The organism is Bailinhaonella thermotolerans, from assembly GCF_003594875.1.
In the GTDB taxonomy this organism is placed as follows: Bacteria; Actinomycetota; Actinomycetes; order Streptosporangiales; family Streptosporangiaceae; genus Bailinhaonella; species Bailinhaonella thermotolerans.
Genome location: NZ_QZEY01000014.1, coordinates 181,260 through 203,086, shown reverse-complemented (window position 1 = coordinate 203,086; position 21,827 = coordinate 181,260). Strand labels below are relative to the sequence as shown.

At 72.1% G+C, this 21,827-nt stretch carries 17 protein-coding genes; 9 read left to right on the top strand and 8 right to left on the bottom strand.

The window, feature by feature from the left end:
* Positions 1 to 513: 513 nt before the first annotated feature.
* Positions 514 to 1,386: a hypothetical protein gene (locus tag D5H75_RS29055; protein ID WP_147425303.1), complete on the top strand. Its 873-nt coding sequence runs from the start codon at positions 514 to 516 to the stop codon at positions 1,384 to 1,386.
* Between the two features lie 23 nt (positions 1,387 to 1,409).
* On the opposite strand, the gene D5H75_RS29050 is transcribed toward D5H75_RS29055, so the two are convergent.
* Positions 1,410 to 3,422 (bottom strand): hypothetical protein, encoded by a 2,013-nt coding sequence (locus tag D5H75_RS29050; protein WP_119929741.1) that lies wholly within the window; start codon positions 3,420 to 3,422, stop codon positions 1,410 to 1,412.
* Between the two features lie 161 nt (positions 3,423 to 3,583).
* Here D5H75_RS29050 and D5H75_RS29045 point away from each other — a divergent pair, with 161 nt between their 5' ends.
* Positions 3,584 to 3,829, top strand: coding sequence for a hypothetical protein (locus D5H75_RS29045; RefSeq protein WP_119929740.1), 246 nt, complete (start codon positions 3,584 to 3,586; stop codon positions 3,827 to 3,829).
* 296 nt (positions 3,830 to 4,125) lie between these two features.
* The gene (locus tag D5H75_RS40965) at positions 4,126 to 5,124 is read left to right on the top strand and encodes a lactonase family protein (RefSeq protein ID WP_147425302.1); all 999 of its coding nucleotides are present in this window, start codon (positions 4,126 to 4,128) and stop codon (positions 5,122 to 5,124) included.
* Here the strand turns inward: D5H75_RS40965 and D5H75_RS41990 are convergent.
* Positions 5,121 to 7,121: a hypothetical protein gene (locus D5H75_RS41990; RefSeq protein ID WP_202638597.1), complete on the bottom strand. Its 2,001-nt coding sequence runs from the start codon at positions 7,119 to 7,121 to the stop codon at positions 5,121 to 5,123. The genes D5H75_RS40965 and D5H75_RS41990 overlap by 4 nt on opposite strands.
* Before the next feature lie 194 nt (positions 7,122 to 7,315).
* Between D5H75_RS41990 and D5H75_RS29030 the strand changes: the two genes are divergently transcribed.
* Entirely contained in the window at positions 7,316 to 7,561 is a 246-nt protein-coding gene (locus D5H75_RS29030; protein ID WP_119929738.1) for a hypothetical protein, read from the top strand.
* 133 nt (positions 7,562 to 7,694) lie between these two features.
* Here D5H75_RS29030 and D5H75_RS29025 read toward each other — a convergent pair whose 3' ends face one another.
* On the bottom strand, positions 7,695 to 9,125 hold the full coding sequence (locus D5H75_RS29025) for a pyridoxal phosphate-dependent decarboxylase family protein (RefSeq protein ID WP_119929737.1): 1,431 nt from the start codon (positions 9,123 to 9,125) through the stop codon (positions 7,695 to 7,697).
* A 242-nt stretch (positions 9,126 to 9,367) separates the two neighbouring features.
* A complete protein-coding gene (locus D5H75_RS29020) occupies positions 9,368 to 9,904 on the bottom strand; it encodes a hypothetical protein (protein WP_119929736.1) in 537 nt (178 codons plus the stop codon).
* Positions 9,905 to 9,962: 58 nt separating this feature from the next.
* Here D5H75_RS29020 and D5H75_RS29015 point away from each other — a divergent pair, with 58 nt between their 5' ends.
* The 3 genes from D5H75_RS29015 to D5H75_RS29005 all read left to right on the top strand — a co-directional run bounded on the left by D5H75_RS29015 (position 9,963) and on the right by D5H75_RS29005 (position 14,222).
* Complete coding sequence (locus D5H75_RS29015; RefSeq protein ID WP_119929735.1) at positions 9,963 to 10,409, top strand: MarR family winged helix-turn-helix transcriptional regulator; 447 nt, start codon at positions 9,963 to 9,965, stop codon at positions 10,407 to 10,409.
* A 251-nt stretch (positions 10,410 to 10,660) separates the two neighbouring features.
* On the top strand, positions 10,661 to 13,975 hold the full coding sequence (locus D5H75_RS29010; protein WP_119929734.1) for an RHS repeat-associated core domain-containing protein: 3,315 nt from the start codon (positions 10,661 to 10,663) through the stop codon (positions 13,973 to 13,975).
* A 34-nt stretch (positions 13,976 to 14,009) separates the two neighbouring features.
* Entirely contained in the window at positions 14,010 to 14,222 is a 213-nt protein-coding gene (locus D5H75_RS29005) for a hypothetical protein (RefSeq protein WP_119929733.1), read from the top strand.
* 51 nt (positions 14,223 to 14,273) lie between these two features.
* Here the strand turns inward: D5H75_RS29005 and D5H75_RS29000 are convergent, their stop codons facing one another.
* The gene (locus D5H75_RS29000; protein ID WP_119929732.1) at positions 14,274 to 14,552 is read right to left on the bottom strand and encodes a hypothetical protein; all 279 of its coding nucleotides are present in this window, start codon (positions 14,550 to 14,552) and stop codon (positions 14,274 to 14,276) included.
* Positions 14,553 to 14,641: 89 nt separating this feature from the next.
* Here D5H75_RS29000 and D5H75_RS28995 point away from each other — a divergent pair, with 89 nt between their 5' ends.
* Complete coding sequence (locus D5H75_RS28995; protein WP_119929731.1) at positions 14,642 to 14,821, top strand: hypothetical protein; 180 nt, start codon at positions 14,642 to 14,644, stop codon at positions 14,819 to 14,821.
* A 24-nt stretch (positions 14,822 to 14,845) separates the two neighbouring features.
* On the opposite strand, the gene D5H75_RS28990 is transcribed toward D5H75_RS28995, so the two are convergent.
* The 3 genes from D5H75_RS28990 to D5H75_RS28980 all read right to left on the bottom strand — a co-directional run bounded on the left by D5H75_RS28990 (position 14,846) and on the right by D5H75_RS28980 (position 18,940).
* The gene (locus D5H75_RS28990; RefSeq protein ID WP_242454583.1) at positions 14,846 to 16,732 is read right to left on the bottom strand and encodes a helix-turn-helix domain-containing protein; all 1,887 of its coding nucleotides are present in this window, start codon (positions 16,730 to 16,732) and stop codon (positions 14,846 to 14,848) included.
* Complete coding sequence (locus D5H75_RS28985) at positions 16,729 to 17,523, bottom strand: 3-hydroxybutyrate dehydrogenase (RefSeq protein WP_119929730.1); 795 nt, start codon at positions 17,521 to 17,523, stop codon at positions 16,729 to 16,731. Before D5H75_RS28985 ends, D5H75_RS28990 begins: the two co-directional genes overlap by 4 nt.
* Positions 17,524 to 17,599: 76 nt before the next feature.
* Positions 17,600 to 18,940: an MFS transporter gene (locus D5H75_RS28980; protein ID WP_119929729.1), complete on the bottom strand. Its 1,341-nt coding sequence runs from the start codon at positions 18,938 to 18,940 to the stop codon at positions 17,600 to 17,602.
* Positions 18,941 to 19,328: 388 nt separating this feature from the next.
* Between D5H75_RS28980 and D5H75_RS28975 the strand changes: the two genes are divergently transcribed.
* Positions 19,329 to 21,791, top strand: coding sequence for a Tex family protein (locus tag D5H75_RS28975; protein WP_242454582.1), 2,463 nt, complete (start codon positions 19,329 to 19,331; stop codon positions 21,789 to 21,791).
* The last annotated feature ends 36 nt before the right edge of the window (positions 21,792 to 21,827 follow it).

Here is a 21,827-nt window from a genome sequence, read left to right as displayed (position 1 = left end):
GATGCCCCACACCCCGCCCCCGATCCAGAGCCGAATGCGCGACCGGGGCCAGGCCCGCGTCCACGCACGTCCAGCCGCGTGCGTGGCGGCAGCCGCACTTCCCGGCTGGCCACTCGCACATCACGCAGGTGGCCTTTGACCTGCATCGGAACCCTCGCCCAAGGCCGAAGCGGCCTCATCGGTCAGGTTCCAGCGGTCGGCGCCCCGAGGTCCACCGCCCCCTCAGCCCGGTACGGCCAGGCCCCGCGCTCCGCCCACCCGCCCGGAACCCCATCTCCCGGCCTCGGGCAACCACCCCACCCCCTCGCCCGCCCGGACACCAGACCGAACACCCATTTCTGAGTTAAGGTCGATCAACCGGGAACACGCCGTCCCCCGAGGTCATCTATGCGTCGAGAAGTCCTGTATCTGGCCCTGGCCTTCGCCCTCGCGGGCACAGCCTCCTCGTGCACGGGAAATACCTCACAGCACCCACGCCACAGTTCGCATGCCAAGCCCGGCCAGTACGTCACGATGCTGGGCGTAGGCCCGAACGGCGGCAAAGGCGCGATTCAGTCCCCTGTCGACCTCATCGAGGCGCCGGGAAACGCGCTCTTCTACCTGGGAGAATCCGGAGCGGTTTTTCGTCTCGGACCCGACGGACACGCCACTCGATATGCGACAGGCCCGGTCCGGGAGAGCGCGGACGAGGTCCTCACCCCGCTCAGCATCGCCCTGGCACCCGACGGGTCAATACTCCTGGCGGCCATCAGCGAGGCGGACCTCCTGACCATTTATAGGCTGACCCCGGGCAACCCGGCCGAACGCCTTACTACTGCAGGTAAGGCGAAGAGTCCGAACAACGTACATTTGGTGACCGACTCTGCCGGCGAGGTGCTCCTCCTAAAGGACGGATGGCTCTCGAAGACGAGCGGATCAGGAGGGCTCGAGTCCCTTCCACGTCCGACCGGCCTGCCAGGCTCCGCCGAGGTGCTAGCCGCAGCCAAGGACGGTCAAGACCTTCTTCTGGCCCTCACCGACGAGTTGCTCTGGATCCGAGACGGCCATATCGCTCGCCGTGTACGACTGCGCGGGACGATCAACGCGGCAGATGGAGTCACGCTGGCCCCCGACGGCCAGGGCGGCGCCTATTATGCGAACCGCTCGTCCCACATCTCCCGCTTCCACGCGAACGGCGGGCAGGGCATTCTGGTGACAGGTCGCGGCATCGCGAGCACGGCCTGCTCGGACGGCATTGTGAGCGGCCCGACCGGCGACGGACGGATTCAGGAGTTCGGGGAGATCACCGGGCTCGTTCGACGCGGAGACCAGCTAGCGGTCGCAGACAAGGCCTGTAGCCGCCTACTCGCCATCGGCCTGCCGGCCAAAGAGTCTCCTTGGAAGTGAGACGGCCTCCACCCGCATGCGATCTACTTGCTGTGGAATCGGAAGGCGTCCGAGGCCTCGGTATAAGGCTCCTGAAGGTTCTTGTCGAGCAGCGCGAACCAACGGATGAACTTGCTGACTTCCTCGCCGTCATCCAGCACGATGCGCCCACCCCTGAGAATCTCAGGCGGAATCGCGTGACCGGCGGAGAGAACGATCTCTTTCTCGTTGATCAGCTCTGCCAAGGCCTGCGCGACCGGTAGCTGCAGATTCTGAATCGCCCTCTCTCTGTCCTTTTCATTGATCAACTGGGCTCGTGCCCCGTTCCCCGTGTCGAACACCGTGTTCTGAAGTACCCCGGTCGTCTGCTCGATGCCGAACTTCACCCAATCCGCGGCCGGCTTCTGCGCTTCAGGCACCTCAGGAAGCACACCTGGTAGCCCGGCCACTTTCGGGGCCAGCGTGAGCACCCAGATCGCACGAGCGTTGGCCTCGTCCCGGGCCTTGGCAGCCGAGTAGCGCTGATTCGCCATCTCCTGCCACGCGACTCCCGCGAGAGCCCCGAGTTGGCGGATTTCCGCATCCCCCTTCCCGCGCGTGCTGTCCGTCTTCGCCATCAACAGATCTTCCTTGGCGGCACGGGCGAGTTCCCTGTCGATCCCACCCCGGAAGATTCCCAGGGCGGTCGGGTCCTTCGCCAACGCGCCCAGATACCCCTTCAGACTGTCGGCGTTGAGAATCACCCTTGAGCCGTCGATTGTGGGATCCCCGGTCGCGTTCGGGACCGCCAGCTTCAGGTCGCCGATGTATCCGACCCCCATCGTGGCAAGTGCGCGCGTCAGGGACGGGGTGAGTTCCTCCCGCTGAGGCAACGCATGAGGCCAGCGTGCCTCTTTGGAAAGGAACTTCTGATGTTCGACGGTGGCCTGGAATACGTTCAGTGCCGCCTGGTATGAGAGCTTCGACGCAGGCTGAACCCTGCTGGCGGTCGCGGTGACGATCACCTTTCCCGCCGGGTCCGAAAAATCGACGACCTTACCGGGCGTCACCGGACTGGCGACGGTCCAGTCGTTCTGGATCAGATCCTTCGCCGCCTGCGGATCCGCGACCAGTAGCCGGGCGGCCTGAGGGTTCTGGCTGACCTTGCTGAGGACATTGGCCGTGGGATCGAAGTCTGCGATGAGTTTCTCCACGGCGTCCTTCTCCTCTTTGGCGAACGGGCGCCGGAGTTCTGGAACCGCTTCTGACCACCACTCGGCGGGGTTGGGGCGAGGATCCCGCGCCACTCCGGGAATCACCGGCCGGATGGGGTTCTCGCGGCGCCAGGTGAGGGTGGATTTGGCCAGGTCGGAGAGGAGGGTGGGGTCCCAGTATTTGCCGGTGGGGCCGTGCTTGATCAGCATGGCGTGGGAGAACTTGTCGCCCTTGGGGTTCTGTAGTTCCTTTTTGAGGGCGGCGGGGATCTGGTCCTTCCTGGTTCGGGAGAGGCCGGCGAGGGCCGTGCCGAAACCGGCCAGGATGGCGGCGTCGCCGGCGCTGAAGATCTCGCCGGGTTTGCGGGCCGGGCGGTGGGGGTCCACGGGGGTGGAGGGGTTGGCGGCGAGCCAGCGGGCGAGGCGGGCGACCTCGGGGGCGGTCTGCCGCAGGAGTCGCTGGGTGTACTCGGGCTCGTTCGCGTGGAGGGCGGCCAGGCGGGCCTGGACGGCGAGGATCTCGCGGCCGCGGTTCGGCCCGTGCTTGGCGATGGCGTCTTTGATCTTGGCCGCGTCGGCGTCGGCCTGAGCCCGCAACTGCTCCGGCGTGAGTCGCTGGTCGGGCGCGACGAGGACACCGGCACCCAGGCCTGTCAGCCCGATCGTGGCCGGGTCCCACCCGCCGTCGTCCCTCTCGATCGCGGCGGCGCGTCTTCTGAGATCGGCGGCGGCGTCCTGGCTCCAGTCGGCGAAGGCGCGGAGGGCGGCCGTGGGGATCCGGACTCCGGCGGCGCTCGCGGCCTGTTCGGTTCCGGATATGAGACCGGACAATTCCGCCTTTGCGGTCTGGTAGCCCTGGGCCACACTTCGCAGACGAGCCGGGTTGATACCCGAATAACCAGCGGGTACTGGAGCCACGGCATTCGCTCCATTCAATTCCACACGTCCACCGACGGAGATATCGTACGGGGCACAGCCCATCGCGAACAGGGACCACGGGAAGCCGGGCAGCGACAGGAGCCACCATGTCCGACGCGGCACGCGAGCAGCGAATTCAGCAATTACAGGCGTTGTTGCGAAGAATCGACGAGCTCGACCGGCCGCTGCGGACCGTGCCCCACCCCATGCCCGCCGATGCCTGGTCCGGACAGGCCGCCGACCGGCACTCCGCCGACCATCAAGGCCGCCTCCAAGCCGCCCGCCAGGAGATATCCACCGCCCGACACACCGTCCAGCAAGAACTGACCCGCCTCCAGAACGAGCGGGACTGACGCCCCCAGAAGGGGACCCATCCCACCGAGGCCGCGCCTTTCCCTGATTCTCCCGCAGGCAGCTATCCCACCAGCCCGACACAATCCGCGTAAACCACCCGGTCAGCTCCGCGGAGACGTAATGGCTATTCGGTGGGGTCGGATTGGACGCTGCCGCGCAGAGAACCGATAAGCGTCCCCGCGCTCCGCCCGGAACCCGCACGCCGCGCAACAGCAACAGCCCGATCCGCGCCGCCCCCGCCCCACCCTGAGTTAAGGTCGATCAACCGGGTACAAGCCGCCCCCCGAGGTCACCGATGCGCCGCACGCCCCTGGTCCTGACCCTCACACTCACCCTCACCCTCACCGCGAGCCTCACGGCCTGCACACGCACCGAAACCCCCCAGACCACAACAAAAGCCCAACCCGGCCACTACATCACCCTCGCCGGCAACGGCCCCGACGGCGGCCCCGGCAGCATCGAACCCCCCATAGACCTCATCGAAGCCCCCGGAAACACCATCCTCTTCCTAGGCGAATCCGGCACCGTCTTCCGCCTCACCCCCGACGGCCGCGTCTCCCAATACGCCGGAGGCCCCAACCTCGGCAACCCCACCCCACCCAACGGCCCTCTCTCCATCGCCCTCGACGCCAATGGCGCCGTGCTTCTGGCCGTCGCCACCTCGAGCGGTGTCGTCGATCTCTACAAGCTCGCCCCCGGCGCCCCTCCGGAAAGGGTCGCCTCGGTCGGGAAAACGGTGAATCCTCTCAGCGTTCACCTCGTCCGAACGCCTTCCGACGAAGTATGGCTGCTCAAGGACGGCTGGTTCCTCCAGGAAACCGCCCCCGGCGTCTTCGAGCCCGTTCCACATCCCAAGGGCCTGCCGAAATCCGGTAAGGTCCTCGCGGCCGCCCGCGACGGTGAAGCCCTCCTTCTCGCCCTCTCCAGAGAGTTCGTCTGGCTCCAGGACGGCAAAGTCAGTCGGCGGGTGCACCAGCGCGGAATCCTCCACGAAACACAGGGCGCCTCGATCGCGCCGGACGGCAAAGGCGGCGCTTACGCCGCGAATCACGGTGCATATGTTGACATGCGTCTTCCCGATGGTTCCCATGGCTCGATCATGGATGGCCATAGCGGTCGAGTGCCGTGCACAACAATGCCCTCAAGCGGAATCACAGGCAGCGGTGACACCGCGAATCTCAGCAAGGCCGCTCAGTTGCTGCGGCGCGAGGACCAGCTTCTGGTCGCCGATTCCGGATGTGCTCGCATCCTCGCCATCGGCCTACCGACCAAGACTTTCTCCTGGGCCGATTAGGCATACCACGACACCTTGTGCTTGGTGGTCGCCTCTTCGAAGCCCGCTCTCGCCTTGCTGTACGGATCGATCAGGCGGCTGGGTAGACGCCCGAACCAGTAGTTGAACCGACTCACCATCGCGTCGTCGGTCAGCGAGAGCCGGGCGTTGTCATCGCGGAACACCCCTTCGGGCACTGGCGGAACATCACTCCCGGAGGCGCTCTCGATCTCAGTGCTTCCCCATTTGATCTTTCCCTCATTGGCGAGATCGACCATGGCCTGTGCGACCGGCATGCGCATGTTCGCCAGGGCCACCTCATAGTCGCGCTCACTCGCCATGGCCGCTCGCGCGCCGTTCCCGGTGTCGAACAGGGGAGCCTTGAGCTCGGTCACCCCCTTCTCAGCGGCGAAGTTCAGCCAAGCGGCGGCCGGGTTCTCCTCCTTGACCTGCAGGACGCCGGCCAGCTTGCCGACGTTCCAGGCCAGGTCGAACAGGACCATGGCCCGCGCGTTCGCCTCATCCCGCGACTTCGCCGACGTGTACTGCTCATTCGACGCGGCAAGCGCCACCATGCCCGCGAGGTGGCCGACCTGCTTCATCGTCTCGTACTCGGCGCCTCCTGGCAGGAGGTCCTCCTTGGCCGCCTTGTACAGCTCTCGATCCACCCCTCCGCGGAATATGCCGAGCGCTGTCGGGTCTTTGGCCAGTGTGGTGAGGTAGGCGGCCATATCGCCCTTCTTGAGCAGTACCGTGTCGCCGCTCTCCAGAACGCTTTCGCCGTCGTTCGTGAACGCGTGCTTCAGGGCTGGAATGTGCTGCAGTCCCATGGTCGCCAGGCCGCGCGTCAGCGAGGGCGCCACGTCATGAGAGATCGCACCGCTCGCGACCAGTTCGCGATGTTCGAACGTCGCCTTGAAGAGGTTGAAGGCGGCTTGTGAGGAGAGTTCGCGTTCGGAGCCGGTGCGGTCGGCGGTGGCCGCGACGACCACCTTACCGGCGGGCTCCGACAGGTCCAGGTGTTTGGTGGGGTCCACCGGGTTCTCCACGGTCCAGTCGGTCATCACCAGATCTCGCGCCGCCTTCTGGTCGGAGGCGAGGAGGCGGGCGGACTCGAGGTTCTGGCTGACCTTGGTCAGGACGGAGGCGGCGGGGTCGTGGTCCATGAGGGCCTTGCCGATGGCGTCCTTCTCGGCGGCGTTGAACCGCTGTGTGTGGTCTATCGCGCCGCCCATCCAGTGGTCGAAAGAGGCGGACCACCACTGCCGCTTGCCCACGCCTGTGCCGGGCTGGAACGGGCGCTCCCGGCGCCATACCAAAGTGGCCTTGGCGATCTCGGACAGGAACCGCGGATCCCAGTGCTTTCCCTCGGGGCCGTGTTTCACCAGCATCGCGTGGGAGAACTTGTCGCCCTTGGGGTCCTGCAGCTCCTTCTTGAGCGCCGCTGGAACGGACTTGTTGCGGGACGCGGCGGCGATGGCCGTACCGAAGGCGCCCAGGATGGCGGCGTCGCCAGGGGCGAGGATCTGGCCCGGCGGGAGGGACGGGCGATCGGGGCGGCCTTCGGCAGGGGGACGGACGGCGAACCAGCGCCCCAGGCGGGCTATTTCGGGGCCGGCTTGGGTGAGGAGGTGGTGGGCGTAGGTGGGGTCCAGGGAGCGGAGGGCCATCAGGCGGGCCTGGTCGCGGAGGGCGTGGGGGGTGTTCGCGGCGGACTCGTTGGCCATGACGATCTTGAGCATGCGGGCGTCGGAGTCGGCCATGAGGCGCTGCTGCTCGGGGGTCAGGCGCTGGTCGGCGACCACCCGGGTGCCCTGGGGGACGCCGGCGAGGGCGGCGGCCAGGGCGGGATCCCAGGGCGCGGCCTCGCGTTCGATGGCGGCGGCGCGCCTCTTCAGGTCGGTCGAGGCGTGCCAGCTGAAGTCGGCGAAGCGGCGGAGCGCGTTCAGCGAGACGCGCACGCCCGCTCCCCCGGCGGCCTGTTCGACGCCGGATATCAGCCCGAACAATTCCGTCATTGCGGACTGGTAGCTCTGGGCGACCGTCCGCAGGCGGGCCGGGTTGATGCCCGAGAATCCCGGGGGCACTGGAGCCACGGCATTCGCTCCATTCAATTCCACAAGGCGACCACCGGGGATATCGTACGGGGCACAGACCATCGCGAACAGGGGCCCGCGGGGACCCGGGAGAACGGGGATCGACAGGAGGCGTGATGGCCGATCCGGCGCGCGAGCAGCGAATTCGGCAATTACAGGCGTTGTTGCGAAGAATCGACGAGCTCGACCGGCCACTGCGGACCGTGCCCCACCCCATGCCCGCCGACGCCTGGTCCGGACAGGCCGCCGACCGGCACTCCGCCGACCACCAAGGCCGCCTCCAAGCCGCCCGCCAGGAGATATCCACCGCCCGACACACCGTCCAGCAAGAACTGACCCGCCTCCAGAACGAGCGGGACTGACGCCCCCCGGAAACCCGATTCGGGGCGCTCATCGGACGAACGAGCCGTTCCGCGATTTCGCGCCGAGGCCGTGCCCGGCGTTCTCCGTGCAATCCGGGTAAACCGCGCGGTCAGCTCCGTCAAGGCGTTATGGCTATTCGGCGGGGTGGGATTGGGCGAGGGATTCCAGGTGGGCGAGGGTCGCGGTGACGTCGCCGGGGGTGGTCTCGGGGTTGATGGCGCAGAGGCGGAGCACCGGGCGGCCGGCCAGTTCGGTGGTGAGGACCAGGGCGAAGCCCGCCTCGTGGCAGCGTACGGCGATCGCGCGGGTCAGGGCGTCCAGGGCGGCGGGCGGGAGACCGGGGCGGCGCGGGCGGAAGGTGACGATGCCGAGGCGGGCCGGGGTGACGACCTCCCAGGCGGGGCGGGCGGACAGCTCGGCCTCGGCGTGCCGGGCGAGGGCGATCCCGTGCGCGATCGCGTCGCGGAAGGCCGCCACGCCGTACACCCGCAGGGACATCCACAGTTTCAGGGCGCGGAAGCCCCGGGACAGCTCCGGGCCGTGGTCGTAGAGGTTGACCGGGCCGTCGCCGAGGCGCGTCTCGCGCAGGTACTCGGCGTTCAGCGCGTACGCCGCCGGAAGCGCGCGCTCGTCGCGGACCAGCAGGCAGCCGGACTCGTACGGCTGGAAGAGCCACTTGTGCGGGTCGAGCGCGATGGAGTCGGCGCGGTCCAGCCCGGCCAGTTCCGGGGCGCCGGCGAGGGCGGCGGCCGCGCCGTACGCGCCGTCCACGTGCAGCCACGAGCCGGCCCGCTCGCACAGGCCGGCGATCTCCTCCAGCGGGTCCACCGCCCCGGTGCTCGTCGTCCCGGCCGTGGCGATCACGCAGCAGGGCGTACGGCCGGCGGCCCGGTCCCGCTCCAGCGCGCGGGCGAGCGCGCGCGGGTCCATCCGGTGGTCCGCGTCGAGCCCCACCCACCTGACCCGGGACTCGGCGAAACCGAGGAACCGCAGCCCGCGCCGTATCGCCGCGTGTGTCTGGGCCGTGACGTAGACGACCTGCGCGGGTCCGGGCCGGGCGACCCGGGCGGCGTGCACCGCGACCAGGCTCGCCATGGTCCCGCCGCTCAGCAGCAGCCCGCCGCCGCCCTCCGGCAGCCCGCACACCTCGCGCAGCCACCCGACGACCCGCCGCTCGACGACCGCCGCGCCGGGACCGAGCACCCACGTGCACGCGTGCACGTTCAGTCCCGCCGCGACGAACTCCGCCAGGGCCGAGACATAGTTGGAGGGGCCCGGCACGTACGCGAAGAAGCGCGGGTGGTCCGTGCGCGTGTTGGTGTCCCTGGCCTGGGCGAACACGGTCGCGAGGACCTCCCCGGGGTCTCCCGGCCCCTCGGGGAACGGCGTCGCGAACATCCGCTCCAGCTCCGCCCGCCCGCAGGGCCGCGCGACCGCCGCCTCGCGCAGCCCCGCCAGGTGCCCCACGAGCTCGTCCACGGCCCGGTACCCCAGGCCCCGCATCTCCCCGGGCGTCATCCGCAGCGGCGCGAGCGCGCCCCGGTCCGCCTGCCGATCGCTCATGCCCCGCACGCTAGAACCGCGATCCGGCGGGCGAGAGGTCCACTCGGCCCCGCGGAACCCGGTCCACCCGCGATCATCCGGCCGTACGGCGGGGCGCTCCACCGCGCGGCGCGTCCGCAGAACGGCGGGGCCGGGTGGCCGTACGGCGGGCGCCCTGCCGTACGGCGGGGCGTGCCGTGCGGCGGGGCGTGCCGTGCGGCGGGCGGGGTGGCGTGCGGGCGGGTGGGTGGAGGGGGTGGTGGTCAGGGGACGGTCTTGCGGGGGTGGGGGGCGGGGGACGGGGCGGACAGGGCGAGGAGGCGGGCGACGCCGACCATCCACAGCAGGGTGAGGGCGATGACCGTGGGGTTCTTGAGGGCGACGACCAGGGCCTCGGCGAGGGCGCGGGACCCGGGCGGGACCAGCGTCGCCGCGGCGAGGTCGGGCAGGTGGCCCACGGCGAAGGCCGCGGCCAGGACGGGGACCTGGGCGTACAGGTCGCCCTTGCGCCGGTCCACGCCGGCGCCGAGGCGGCGCAGCAGGGCGGCGCGGTCCAGGCTCCCCAGCTCGGGGTCGCGGGCGAACGCCAGCCGGACGACGAGGTAGACGAGCGCGACGCGGGCGGCCATGGCGATCAGCTCGCCCGGGACACCGCCGAGGATGCCCCACCGCAGCGAGGCCAAGCGCTGGGCGGCGGGAACGAGGGACAGCCCGGCCACGAGCCAGGGATGACGCGCGTAGAACCGGAGTGCCCAGGCCGCGGCGCCGCCGGCCAGCCCGAGCGCGGATCGAGGTGTCATGCGCGCTAAGATATTTCAACATAGTGGATTATTCAATGGATTGAAATAAAGGAGCGCCATGGACGACACCGACCTCGGCTGGGAGCTGAGCACCGCCGTCGTGCTCTTCCACGAGGCCGTGGCGCGGCGCCTCGGCCTGAGCGCGGTGGACCACAAGGCCCTCGGCGTGATCACCCGCCGCGGCCCGCTGACCGCCGGCGCGCTCGCCGCCGAGCTGGGCATGAACGCCAGCGCGGTGACCGCCCTCGTGGACCGCCTCGAACGCGCCGGCCACGCCCGCCGCGCCCCCGACCCGGCGGACCGCCGCCGCGTCCTCGTCCACCCCGCGGGCACGCCCGCCCTGGGCGACGTCTTCGCCGCCCTGACCCGCGAGATGACCGCGATGATGAGCAAGTACGACGAGCGCGAGACGGCGGCGATCCTCGACTACATCCGGAACACCATCGCCGTCCTCCGCGCCCAGACCGCCGCCCTCACCGCGGCCGGGGAACGGCCCCGCCCGTGATCTCGCGCTTCCGCTCCGCCCCCCGCCGGACCTTCACCCGCCCCCCGGTGGAGCGGAAGCGCGGAATCACGGGGAAAAGGGGGGCCTCTCCGTCGGGCTGGGTGGGGTGGGTGGGGCGGGGAAACGGTGGAGTGTCTTACCAAATGGTGTCACTCTCCTTAACTCGGGAGTTTTGGGTCCAGGTAGGCGATTGACGCAGGGTTATGGGAGGACGAGCGTCTGGGGCGTTTTCGGACCTCTGTGGAGGCGTCATGGCCCGCCGTCCTGTCCCGTTCCTCACCGCGATCGCCGTCGCCGCCGCCGCGTCCGTGACCGCGATCGCGCCCCCAGCGCACCCCGCGCGCGCCGCCGTGCCGCGCGCCGGGGCCGCGCCGCCCGCTCAGGCCGTACGGCATCTGCCCGCGGACGCGGCGCCGCAGGCCGCGCGGCCGGTGCTGGGACCGGCGCGGGGGACGGTGACGCGGGCGGCCGGGGTGGACATCCCGGTCGGGACCGGGCCGACGCGGAATGGAACGTTCCTGACGTTCCGGCTCGCCGGCGACCTGGAGCTGAAGGTCAACGTCGGCTCGGGGAACGCCCTGGCCAGGACCACGGACCTGGTCCAGCCCGCGATGAGCCGGAACGCGGGCCTGGGCGTGGCCTACAACAGCCTGCTCGTGGGGACCGGCGCCGAGCTGGGCGTCCACGGGTACGGCTGGCGCGCCCGCGAGGGCGGCGACGTGCAGCTCCACGAGGACTCCGGGGACGGGTCGGTGACGTACGTCGGGCCCGACGGGGTGTCGGGGCGATTCACGCGCAGGTCGGGCTCGGCCACGGCCTACAACACGCCTAGGGAGTTCAAGGGCGACCTGACGAGGATCTCCGGCGGGTGGCGGTTCCGCGCGCACGAGGACGGGCGCGAGCTGGACTTCGACGGCGACGGGCGGCTGGTGAAGAACCGGGACCGCAACGGGAACCTGACCGAGTTCGCCTACTCCGGCGGGCGGCTGCAGTACGTCGACTACGTGCCGCGCGGCGGCCAGCCGTGCGGGGCGTGCGGCACGGTGTACACCGGGTTCGGCGGCGACGGCCTGCTGGCGGAGTACGGGCAGTCGGACTCCCCCGGCGTGATCGCGTCGTACGGCCGGGCGGCCGGTGCGGCGGTGACGCGGCACGTGCGGTACGCCTACACGGCCGCCAGGGACCTCGCGTCCATCACGTATCCCGACGGGGCCGTGGTGCGGTTCGGGTACGGCGGCGGCCACCTGCTGACCTCGATCAGGAACGGGCTCGGGCACGAGACGAGGATCACGTACGACGGGTCGCGGCGGGTCACGTCGGTGACCCAGGTGACGGACGCGGCGGCGGGGACCGGCTCGACCACCCGGCTGGCGTACACCTCCTCGACCGAGACGCTGGTGGCGGACCCGAACACGGACCTGTCGCGGCCGGTGGCGGAGGTGCCGCACACGCGGTACACCCTCAACGCGAGCGAGCGCGTCACCGAGGTCGAGGACCCGGGCGGGCACGTCCGCAAGCGCACCTACACCCCCTTCCACGACGTCGCCACGGCGACGAACGCGATGGGCGGCACGACCGCCAACTCCTACGGGGCCAACAACGGCGAGTCGCTGACGACCTCGCGCTCGGCCAGCGGCGCGTCGATCGGGTTCGCGTACGCCAACCCGCCGACGGAGACGAACCCGACGGCGAACTTCCAGCCCTCGTCGGTGACGGACGCGCAGAAGAACACGACCGCGTTCACCTACACCGGGGCGGGCAACCTGGCCTCGGGCACGGACGCGCTGGCCGCCAAGGCCAAGGTCGAGTACAACGACGACGGCACCGTGAAGTCCTCGACCGATCCGGCGAACGGCTCCAACGCCACGCGGTACGCCTACGGCGGCGACTTCCGGCAGCTCGTCAGGATCACCCCGCCGACCGGGAACGCGCTGGGCGAGCGGCGGTTCACCTACGACGGGTTCGGCCGCCTTGCGACGGCGACCGACGGCGCCGGCCGTACGACGAGCTACCAGTACGACCTGCGCGACCGGACGGTCCGGGTGAGCTACTCCGACGGCACCCCCGCGGTGGTCTTCGACCACGACGCGGCCGGGAACCTGACCCGGCGCACCGACGCCTCGGGCACCACCACCTGGGCGTACAACGCGCGGAACCAGGTCACCCGGCGGACCGCGACCTCCGGCGGCGGCGACCTGGGCTACTCCTACGACCTGGCCGGGAACCTGCTCACGCTGACCGACGGGCGCGGCACGACCCGGTACACCTACACGCGGCGCAACCTGACGCAGGAGATGACCGACGCGTCCGGGCGGCGGTGGCGCTTCCACTACGACGAGGACGGGCGGCGCATCTACACCTGGTTCGGGTACGCCTCGGACACGTCCTGGACCATGCGCACCAAGACCGACTACGACAAGGACGGCCGGGTCGTGCGGGTGGCCACGGCGCGCGGCTCGGACCCCGCGGACCTCGTGTCCGACATCTCGTACTGCTACGCGCCGCACGCCTCGGGCCAGCCCTGCTCCACCGATCCGGCCAAGGCGACCAACCTGCGCCAGTGGCTCCGCGACAACCGGACCGGCACGGTGAGCGTCCTGTCCCATGACAGGGCGAACCGCCTGACGAAGGCCACCAACATGCCCGGCGGCACCTACGAGTACACCTACGACGCCAACGCCAACCGCACCACCGAGAAGATCGGCGGCGTCCTCAACCAGTCGCTGACCTTCGACTCCGCCAACCACGTCACCAGCGGCGGCTTCTCCTACGACGGGGCCGGCAACCAGACCGCGGCCCCCTCGACCGGCGCGATGACCTACAACGCGGCGGGCCAGATGACCGGCGTGACCCCGGCGGGCGGCGCCCGCGTGGCCTACACGTACGCCGGCCCCGACCAGGTGGAGCTGGTGTCCGCCGGCGACACCCGGTTCGTGTACGGCCTGGCCGACCAGTTCGGCCTGCCGTGGGTCCAGTCGGTGACCCGGGCCGGGGCGACGAGCTACGTCGAGCGCGACGGGCACGGCACCCCGCTGGGACTGAACATCGCGGGCGAGACCCACGCCTACGCCCTCGACGGCCTCGGCTCGGTGGTGGCCATGGTGGACTCCGCGGGCGGCGTGACCGCGTCGTACGCCTACCGGCCGTACGGCCCCACGGCGAGCGAGTCCGGCCCGGCGGCGGGGATCAACCCGGTCCAGTACACCGGCGGCCTGAAGGACCAGGCCACCCGGTTCACCAAGCTCGGGCACCGCTACCTGTCCGGCGGCCTGGGCCGCTTCACCCAGCCCGACAGGTTCACGACCCTGGCCGACCCGGGCAACGCCAACCGCTACGCCTACGCCGCCTGCAACCCCGCCACGAACACCGACCCGACCGGCCAGATCTGCATCCCGGCGGTGCTCGCCGGGGTCTTCGGCCTCGCCGCGGCGGTGGCCGGGGCCGTGGTGTTCTTCGGCCCGGCGGCGGGGCTGAGCGCCGCGGTCATCCAGGCGGCCGGCGCCACCGGGGTGCTCACCAGCCTGCTGGCCGGGGTCGAGGGCGTGATCGCCCTGGTCATCTGCTGATCCACCGTCCACCGACCGGTCTGCCGAGGTGAACATGAGTCCGACAGTCAAAGCGCTCCTGGCCGTTCTCCTGGTCGTCGGGGCGGTGCTGGGCGTCGCCGGAGGGGTCCGCGTGCTCTCGGCGGGCCGGGGCGAGACCTCCGGCGGGCCGGTCGCGGCGGGCCGCCGCAGGACGGGGGCGCTGCTGCTGATGTCCGGCGCGGCCCTGATCGTGGCCGCCGCGGTCGCCGTCCTCGTCCTCACCTGAGCCCGGCGCGGAACCCCGCGGCGTAACCCGGCGGGCGGGGGCCGCCGGGGCTCAGAACTCGAAGCAGTTGGAGAAGGAGACGAGGAAGGCGATGTAGGCGACGGCGGCGGCGAGTACGGCGACGCCGGCGACCGCCAGGAGGGACAGGACGACGCCCGGCCGCAGGCCCGCGACCAGCCCGGCCGCGATGAGGACGGCGCCGGCGACGTACGCGGCGGCCAGGTAGGGGAAGAGGCCGAAGGCGTCACAGCGGGCCAGGTAGAGGGCCACCGCGACGGCGCACAGCAGCAGGCCGCCCAGTCCCAGGGCGAGTGGTACGGGTCGTCGCATCGGGCCCCCCGCGCAGGTACGCCGCGTTCGTCCGCTCCGAGCCCGATTGTGACACGCGCCGCGCCCGGGGCGCGACAGGAAGGGAGGCGGTGCCGGCCTTGAGGTACCTGCTCCTGGGGATGGTCGCCGTCCAGCTCGCCGTCGCCGCCCTCGCGCGGATGTTCCGGAGCCCGGAGCGGCGGGTGTCGCGGCCGGTCGTCCTGGCGCTGGTCGTCGTCGACCTGGCCGCGGTGGCCGTACTGGGCGCGTGGGTGGCGCCGGGGATGTGAGACGCGGGCGCCGTGCCGGGGGCGTCAGGGGGAGGTGCGGAGGTGGTGGAGGCGGAGGGCCAGGTGGAGTTCCAGGGCGCGGTGGGGGTGGTGCCAGTCCGCGCCCAGGAGGCTGGCCACGCGGTCCAGGCGCTGGCTGACGGTGTTGACGTGGATGTGGAGGGCCTGGGCGGTCTTCCCGAGGTTGCCGCCCTGGTCGAAGTAGGCGGAGAGGGTGCGGACGAGGGCGGTCCCCCGGCGGGCGTCGTAGTCGGCCAGCGGGCCCAGGGTCGTCCGCAGGAAGGTCTCCACGTCCCGGCCGTCGCCGATCAGGAGGCCCATGAAGCCCAGCTCGGCCGCGCTGGCGCCGTGGCCGGTGCGGCCCAGGGACTCCAGGGCCCGGGCGCAGCGGCGGGCTTCGTGGTAGGCGGGGGCGACCTCGGCGGGGGCGTGGACCGGGCCGGCCGCGCCCGCGGTCACCTCGGAGCCGAGTGAGGCGCGCAGGTCGGCGGCGACCCGGCGGGCCGCCTCGCCGGGGGCGTCGCCTTCGAGGAGGAGGACGACCTCGCCGGGGCGGGAGGCGGCCAGGCCCCGGCCCAGGGCGGCCTGGGACGAGGCCCAGAAGGCGGCGCGCTCGCGGGAGCCGGTGTGCCGGGCGGCGACGACCACGTGGGGGGTGTCGAGGTCCACGCCGAGCCGGCGGGCCCGGTCGCGGAGGGACTCGGGGTTCTCGGCCGCCCGGTTGATCAGGTCGTCGATCAGCTCGCCGCGCACCCGGTCCTCGGCCTCGGCGACGCTGCGGCGGAACAGCAGCAGCAGGGCCGTGACCAGCGCGGCCCGCTCCAGGATGCGCTGGTCGGTGTCGGGGACCTCGCCCTCGCGCCGCAGGACGAGCGTGCACAGCGGCTCGCCGCCCACGTCCACCGAGGCCACGAGCAGCCCGTCGCGCTGCACCGTGCGCCCGAGGAGCCGCGACATCCGGGCGGCGTCGAACGTCTCGGGGCCGACCTCGCCCACCTCGCCGACCGTGGCCAGCGGGCGGTGGGCGGAGTCGAGGACGAGCAGGGAACCGCCGAGGACCTCGGTGACCTCGGTCGCGACGTCGTCGAAGCCGCCGCCGCGCAGGACGAGGCCGGTCATGCGGTCGTGGGCGACGGCGGCGCGCTCCACGGCCTCGCTGTGGCTGCGCAGGAGCGTGTTCGCCGTGCTCAGCTCGTCCAGGGCGGCCCGGGTCTCCTGGAGCAGGCGGGCGTTCTCGATCGCGATGGCGGCGTGCGCGGCGAGCGAGCCCAGCAGCGCGATCTCCTCCTGGGTGAACGGCCGCGCGGCCCGGTCGGCGGCGAGCAGGACCCCGATGACCTGCGACGCGACCCGCAGCGGCACGCCGAGGATGGCGATCAGGCCCTCCTCGCGGACCGCCGCGTCGATCTCCGCGCCGTGCCGGAACCGGTCGTCGGCGAAGTAGTCCCCCGTGGCGTACGGCACGGCGGTCTGCGCGACGAGACCGGCCAGGCCGGCGCCCATGGACAGGCGCAGGCGGCGGAAGCGGGCCGAGACGGTGCCGTCGGTGACCCGCATGTAGGTGTCGCCGCGCTCGGGGTCGAGCAGGGTCAGGTAGGCGACCTCGGTGCCGAGGAGCTGGCGGGCGCGCCGGACGATGGCCTCCAGCACGGCGTCCAGGTCGTGCAGGGCGGACAGGTCGCGGGCGGTGTCGAAGAGCGCGGACAGCTCGGTCTCGCGGCGGGCGCGGCGGCGCAGCGTCCCGCGCACGCGAAGCGCGGTCCGCTTGGCCAGCTCCAGCCGTTCGAGGGCCGCCGCCGGCATCCCGGCCGCCCGGGCGCGCAGCACCGGCCCCTCGAACTCGATCTCGGACGCCTCGCGCTCCAGGAGTTCCAGGAAGTCGTGGGCGCCCGGCTCGCCGGCGTCGGTCACCGCGCGGTCCACCCGCCGTCCAGGACCAGGGAGGTCCCGGTGACGAAGGCCGCCTCGTCCGAGCAGAGGTAGGCGACGGCCGCCGCGACCTCCTCGGGCTCGATCAGCCGTTTGATCGCCGCCGGGGCCAGCATGACGCGTTCGACGACCTCGGCCTCCCCGATCCCGTGCGCGGCGGCCTGGCCGGCGATCTGGTCCTCGACCAGCGGGGTCCTGACGTATCCGGGGTTGACGCAGTTGGAGGTCACGCCGTGCGGCCCGCCCTCCAGCGCGATCACCTTCGACAACCCCTCCAGCGCGTGCTTCGCCGTGACATAGGCGGATTTGTACGGCGAGGCGCGCAGGCCGTGCACCGAGGACACGTTCACCACGCGGCCCCAGCCCCGGGCGTACATGCCCGGCAGGAGCAGCCGCGCGAGGCGGAACGGCGCCTCGACCATGAGCCGCGTCATCAGCGCGAACGTCTCCGGCGGGAACTCGTGCACCGGGGCGACGTGCTGGAACCCGGCGTTGTTGACCAGGATGTCGGCGTCGAGACCGGTGAGCCCGTCGAGCGCGCCGGGGTCGGACAGGTCGGCGGCGACCGCCTCGCCGCCCAGCTCCGCGGCCAGCGCCCGGGCCTCCTCGGCGCGCACGTCCACCACGGTGACGTGCGCGCCCAGCTCGGCCAGCCGCCGCGCGCAGGCCCGGCCGATGCCGCTCGCCCCGCCGGTGACCAGGGCCCGGCGGCCGGAGAGCCCGGGGCGCCCGGAGGGCCCGGCCGCGGGGGCAGGGTGGATCGGGGTCGTCATGAGGTGACTCTAAGGTCCTTTCCGGGTGCCCTCCATGTGGTCCGCCCACATGAAGAGGTACGACAGGTGTGGGTGATCAGACCGTGACGCGCTCCGGCCCGACCTCGGCCAGGTCCCGCCCGCGAGTCTCGCGCGCCATCGCCACCGCCACGATGGTGACCAGCGCGGTCGCCGCGACGTACAGCGCGATCGGCAGCGCCGAGCCGTACGCCCGCAGGAGCGCGGTGGCGATCAGCGGCGCGAGCCCGCCGGCCACGATGGAGGCGATCTGCGAGCCCATCGACGCGCCGGTGTAGCGGACGCGGGTGGAGAACAGCTCGGAGATGAACGCGGCCTGCGGGCCGTACATCGCGCCGTGCAGCACCAGGCCGACGGTCACCGCCAGCGTGACCAGCGCGAACGACCTGGTGTCGATGAGGGCGAAGAACGCGAACGCCCACAGGCCCACGCCGGCCGCGCCGAGCAGGTAGACGGGCCGGCGGCCGATCCGGTCCGACAGCGCGCCCCACAGCGGGATCGTGGCGAAGTGCACGACCGAGCCGATCAGCACGGCGTTCAGCACGGTGCCCTTCGGCAGCCCGGCCTCCGCCGTGGCGTACACCAGGACGAACGCGGTGAGCACGTAGTAGGAGACGTTCTCGGCGAAGCGCGCGCCCATCGCGATCAGCACGTCGCGCCAGTGGTCGCGCAGCGCGCCGACGATCGGGGCGGCCTCCGCGCCGGCCTCGGCGCGCGCCCTCGCGGCCTCGAACACCGGGGACTCGCTGATCGCCAGGCGGATCCACAGGCCGATCAGCACGAGCACGCCGGAGAGCAGGAACGGCACGCGCCAGCCCCAGGCCTGGAACGCCTCCTCCGGCTGGACGGCGGCCAGGATCGCCAGCACGGCCGTGGCCAGCAGGTTCCCGCCGGGCGCGCCCGCCTGGGGCCAGGACGCCCAGAAGCCGCGGCGGCGCGGGTCGCCGTGCTCGGACACGAGGAGCACCGCGCCGCCCCACTCGCCGCCGAGCGCGAAGCCCTGGACCAGGCGGAGCGCGGTGAGCAGCAGCGGCGCGGCGACGCCGATGGACTCGTAGGTGGGCAGGACGCCGATCAGGACGGTCGCGCCGCCCATCAGCAGCAGGCTCAGGACGAGCAGGCGCTTGCGGCCGATCCGGTCGCCGAAGTGCCCGAACACCAGCCCGCCGATCGGCCGCGCGCCGAACCCGACGGCGTACGTCAGGAAGGCCAGGAGGGTGCCGGTCAGCGGGTCGGAGGTGGGGAAGAAGAGCGTGTTGAAGACGAGGGCGGCGGCCGAGCCGTACAGGAAGAAGTCGTACCACTCGATGGTGGTGCCGACCAGGCTGGCCGCGACGATCCGGCCGATCGTCGCACGGGTGGGGACGCTCTGAGCCGGGGTCGGGGGAACAGTGCTCATGCCGCCACACCGTAGGCGCGTCCCCCGCCCCCGCCCCATATGGCCGCCCCACACACTTTCCCGCGCCCGGATGTCGGCGGGATCCCCCAGCCGCGCGCGCCCGCCCGGTCGGGGCCCGCCGGATCACGGCCGGCCGGGCGCGCCGGTGAGGGACGGCGACGATCCGGCCGGAGCGCGGCGCGGACGAGGGCCCGGCGCCGCGCCCCGGCGCGTTCCCCGGGTCGTCACCACGGCGCGGGCGGCGCGTACGGCTGCGCGTACGGCGGGCGTGCGCGGCCGTGCGCCGGGCCGCCGGGCCTCCGGGCCGTACCGGCTTGGGGCGGCGGGAGGGGGTCCGGGGCTGTCAGAATTGGCGTTGCTCAATGTCAGGGAGAAGGCGGATCAAATCGTGACGACGTCCATATCGACGCAGCCCGAGCCCGGGGCGGGGATTCCTCGGCGGATCGCCGAGGAGCTGGGGGTCCGGGAGCGGCAGGTCGCCGCGGCGGTCGAGTTGCTCGACGGCGGGGCCACCGTGCCGTTCATCGCGCGATACCGGAAGGAGGCGACCGGGGCGCTCGACGACGCGCAGCTCCGCACGCTGGAGGAGCGGCTGCGCTACCTCCGGGAGATGGAGGAGCGCCGGGGGGCGATCCTGGACTCGATCCGGTCGCAGGGCAGGCTCGACGCCGAGCTGGAGGCGCGCATCCTGGCCGCCGACACCAAGGCCCGGCTGGAGGACATCTACCTGCCGTTCAAGCCCAAGCGGCGCACGAAGGCGCAGATCGCGCGGGAGGCCGGGCTGGAGCCGCTGGCCGACCTGCTGATCTCCGACCCCTCGAACGACCCCTACGAGTCGGCGCTGGCCTACGTCGACGACGACAAGGGCGTGGCCGACGCGGGCGCGGCGCTGGAGGGGGCGCGGGCGATCCTGGTGGAGCGGTTCGCCGAGGACGCCGACCTGATCGGGGAGCTGCGCGAGCGCATGTGGGCGCGCGGGCGGCTGGTGTCGGCCGTGCGCGAGGGCAAGGAGGAGGAGGGCGCCAAGTTCAGCGACTACTTCGACTTCGCCGAGCCGTACGGCAAGCTGCCCTCGCACCGCATCCTCGCCATGTTCCGCGGCGAGAAGGAGGAGGTGCTGAGCCTGACCTTCGCTCCCGACGCCGGGGACGAGGAGGAGGGGCCCAGCTCCTACGAGCGGGCGATCGCGGCGCGGTTCGGCGTGGCCGACCGGGGCCGCCCGGCGGACCGCTGGCTGGCCGACACCGTGCGGTGGGCCTGGCGCACGCGCGTCCTGGTGCACCTCGGGCTCGACCTGCGGATGCGGCTGTGGCAGGAGGCCGAGGACGAGGCCGTGCGCGTGTTCGCGGCCAACCTCAAGGACCTGCTGCTCGCCGCCCCCGCCGGGACCCGGGCGACGATGGGCCTGGACCCCGGCTACCGCACGGGCGTGAAGGTGGCCGTCGTGGACCCGACCGGCAAGGTGGTCGCCACCACGGCGATCTACCCGCACGTGCCGCAGCAGCGCTGGGACGAGTCGATCGACGTCCTCGCGAAGCTGGCGAAGGCCCATTCGGTCGAGCTGGTCGCGATCGGCAACGGCACGGCCTCCCGCGAGACCGACAAGCTCGCCGCCGACCTGATCAAGCGCCACCCCGAGCTGGGGCTCACGAAGATCGTGGTCTCCGAGGCCGGGGCGTCGGTCTACTCCGCGTCGCCGTACGCCTCGCAGGAGCTCCCCGACCTGGACGTGTCGCTGCGCGGCGCGGTGTCGATCGCCCGGCGGCTCCAGGACCCGCTGGCCGAGCTGGTCAAGATCGACCCGAAGTCGATCGGCGTGGGGCAGTACCAGCACGACCTGTCGGAGTTCAAGCTGTCGCGCTCGCTGGACGCCGTGGTCGAGGACGCGGTGAACGCGGTCGGCGTGGACGTCAACACCGCGTCCGCGCCGCTGCTCACGCGGGTGTCGGGCATCGGCTCGGGTCTGGCGGAGAACATCGTGCTCCACCGGGACACGCACGGCCCGTTCCGGTCCCGCAAGGCGCTGAAGGAGGTGCCGCGGCTGGGCCCGAAGGCGTTCGAGCAGTGCGCGGGCTTCCTGCGCATCCCCGACGGCGACGACCCGCTCGACGCGTCGGCGGTGCACCCCGAGGCGTACCCCGTGGTCCGCCGCATCCTGGACTCGGCCGGCACCGACATCAAGTCGCTGATCGGCAACGGCACGGTGCTGCGCGCGCTGCGGCCGCAGGACTTCGCCGACGACCGGTTCGGCGTCCCGACGGTCACCGACATCCTGCGCGAGCTGGAGAAGCCCGGGCGGGACCCGCGGCCGGCGTTCAAGACCGCGACCTTCAAGGAGGGCGTGGACAAGCTCTCCGACCTGAAGCCGGGCATGATCCTCGAGGGGGTCGTCACCAACGTCGCGGCCTTCGGGGCGTTCGTGGACGTGGGCGTGCACCAGGACGGCCTCGTCCACGTCTCGGCGATGTCGTACGACTTCGTGAGCGACCCCCGGGACGTCGCCAAGCCCGGTGACGTGGTCCGCGTGAAGGTCCAGGAGGTGGACATCCCGCGCAAGCGCATCTCCCTGACGATGCGCCTCGACGACGACCAGGAGTCCCGTCCCCGCGACCGCGCCCAGGGCGGCGGCCGCGGCCAGTCCGGCGGGCGCGGCGGCCAGCCGGGCGGCCGGGGCGGCTCGGGCCGCGGCGGGGGCCAGGGCGGGGCCGGCCGCGCCGGTTCCGGGGGCCGTGCCGACCGCGGCGGCGACCGCGGCCGGGCCGCGGAGCAGGCCGGCGGCGCCATGGCCGACGCCCTCCGCCGCGCCGGCCTCCTCGGGGACGGCGACCAGAAGCGCGGCAGGAAGCGCTGACGATCCCGCGCCCGGTCCCGGGCCCCGCCCGGCCTG

What these genes read in the sequence shown, in the direction of transcription:
- D5H75_RS29055 (WP_147425303.1), top strand. Translation starts at nt 514, where the DNA reads ATGCTGGGCGTAGGCCCGAACGGCGGCAAAGGCGCGATTCAGTCCCCT.
- D5H75_RS29045 (WP_119929740.1), top strand. Translation starts at nt 3,584, where the DNA reads ATGTCCGACGCGGCACGCGAGCAGCGAATTCAGCAATTACAGGCGTTG.
- D5H75_RS40965 (WP_147425302.1), top strand. Translation starts at nt 4,126, where the DNA reads ATGCGCCGCACGCCCCTGGTCCTGACCCTCACACTCACCCTCACCCTC.
- D5H75_RS41990 (WP_202638597.1), bottom strand. Translation starts at nt 7,121, where the DNA reads ATGACGGAATTGTTCGGGCTGATATCCGGCGTCGAACAGGCCGCCGGG.
- D5H75_RS29030 (WP_119929738.1), top strand. Translation starts at nt 7,316, where the DNA reads ATGGCCGATCCGGCGCGCGAGCAGCGAATTCGGCAATTACAGGCGTTG.
- D5H75_RS29025 (WP_119929737.1), bottom strand. Translation starts at nt 9,125, where the DNA reads ATGAGCGATCGGCAGGCGGACCGGGGCGCGCTCGCGCCGCTGCGGATG.
- D5H75_RS29020 (WP_119929736.1), bottom strand. Translation starts at nt 9,904, where the DNA reads ATGACACCTCGATCCGCGCTCGGGCTGGCCGGCGGCGCCGCGGCCTGG.
- D5H75_RS29015 (WP_119929735.1), top strand. Translation starts at nt 9,963, where the DNA reads ATGGACGACACCGACCTCGGCTGGGAGCTGAGCACCGCCGTCGTGCTC.
- D5H75_RS29010 (WP_119929734.1), top strand. Translation starts at nt 10,661, where the DNA reads ATGGCCCGCCGTCCTGTCCCGTTCCTCACCGCGATCGCCGTCGCCGCC.
- D5H75_RS29005 (WP_119929733.1), top strand. Translation starts at nt 14,010, where the DNA reads ATGAGTCCGACAGTCAAAGCGCTCCTGGCCGTTCTCCTGGTCGTCGGG.
- D5H75_RS29000 (WP_119929732.1), bottom strand. Translation starts at nt 14,552, where the DNA reads ATGCGACGACCCGTACCACTCGCCCTGGGACTGGGCGGCCTGCTGCTG.
- D5H75_RS28985 (WP_119929730.1), bottom strand. Translation starts at nt 17,523, where the DNA reads ATGACGACCCCGATCCACCCTGCCCCCGCGGCCGGGCCCTCCGGGCGC.
- D5H75_RS28980 (WP_119929729.1), bottom strand. Translation starts at nt 18,940, where the DNA reads ATGAGCACTGTTCCCCCGACCCCGGCTCAGAGCGTCCCCACCCGTGCG.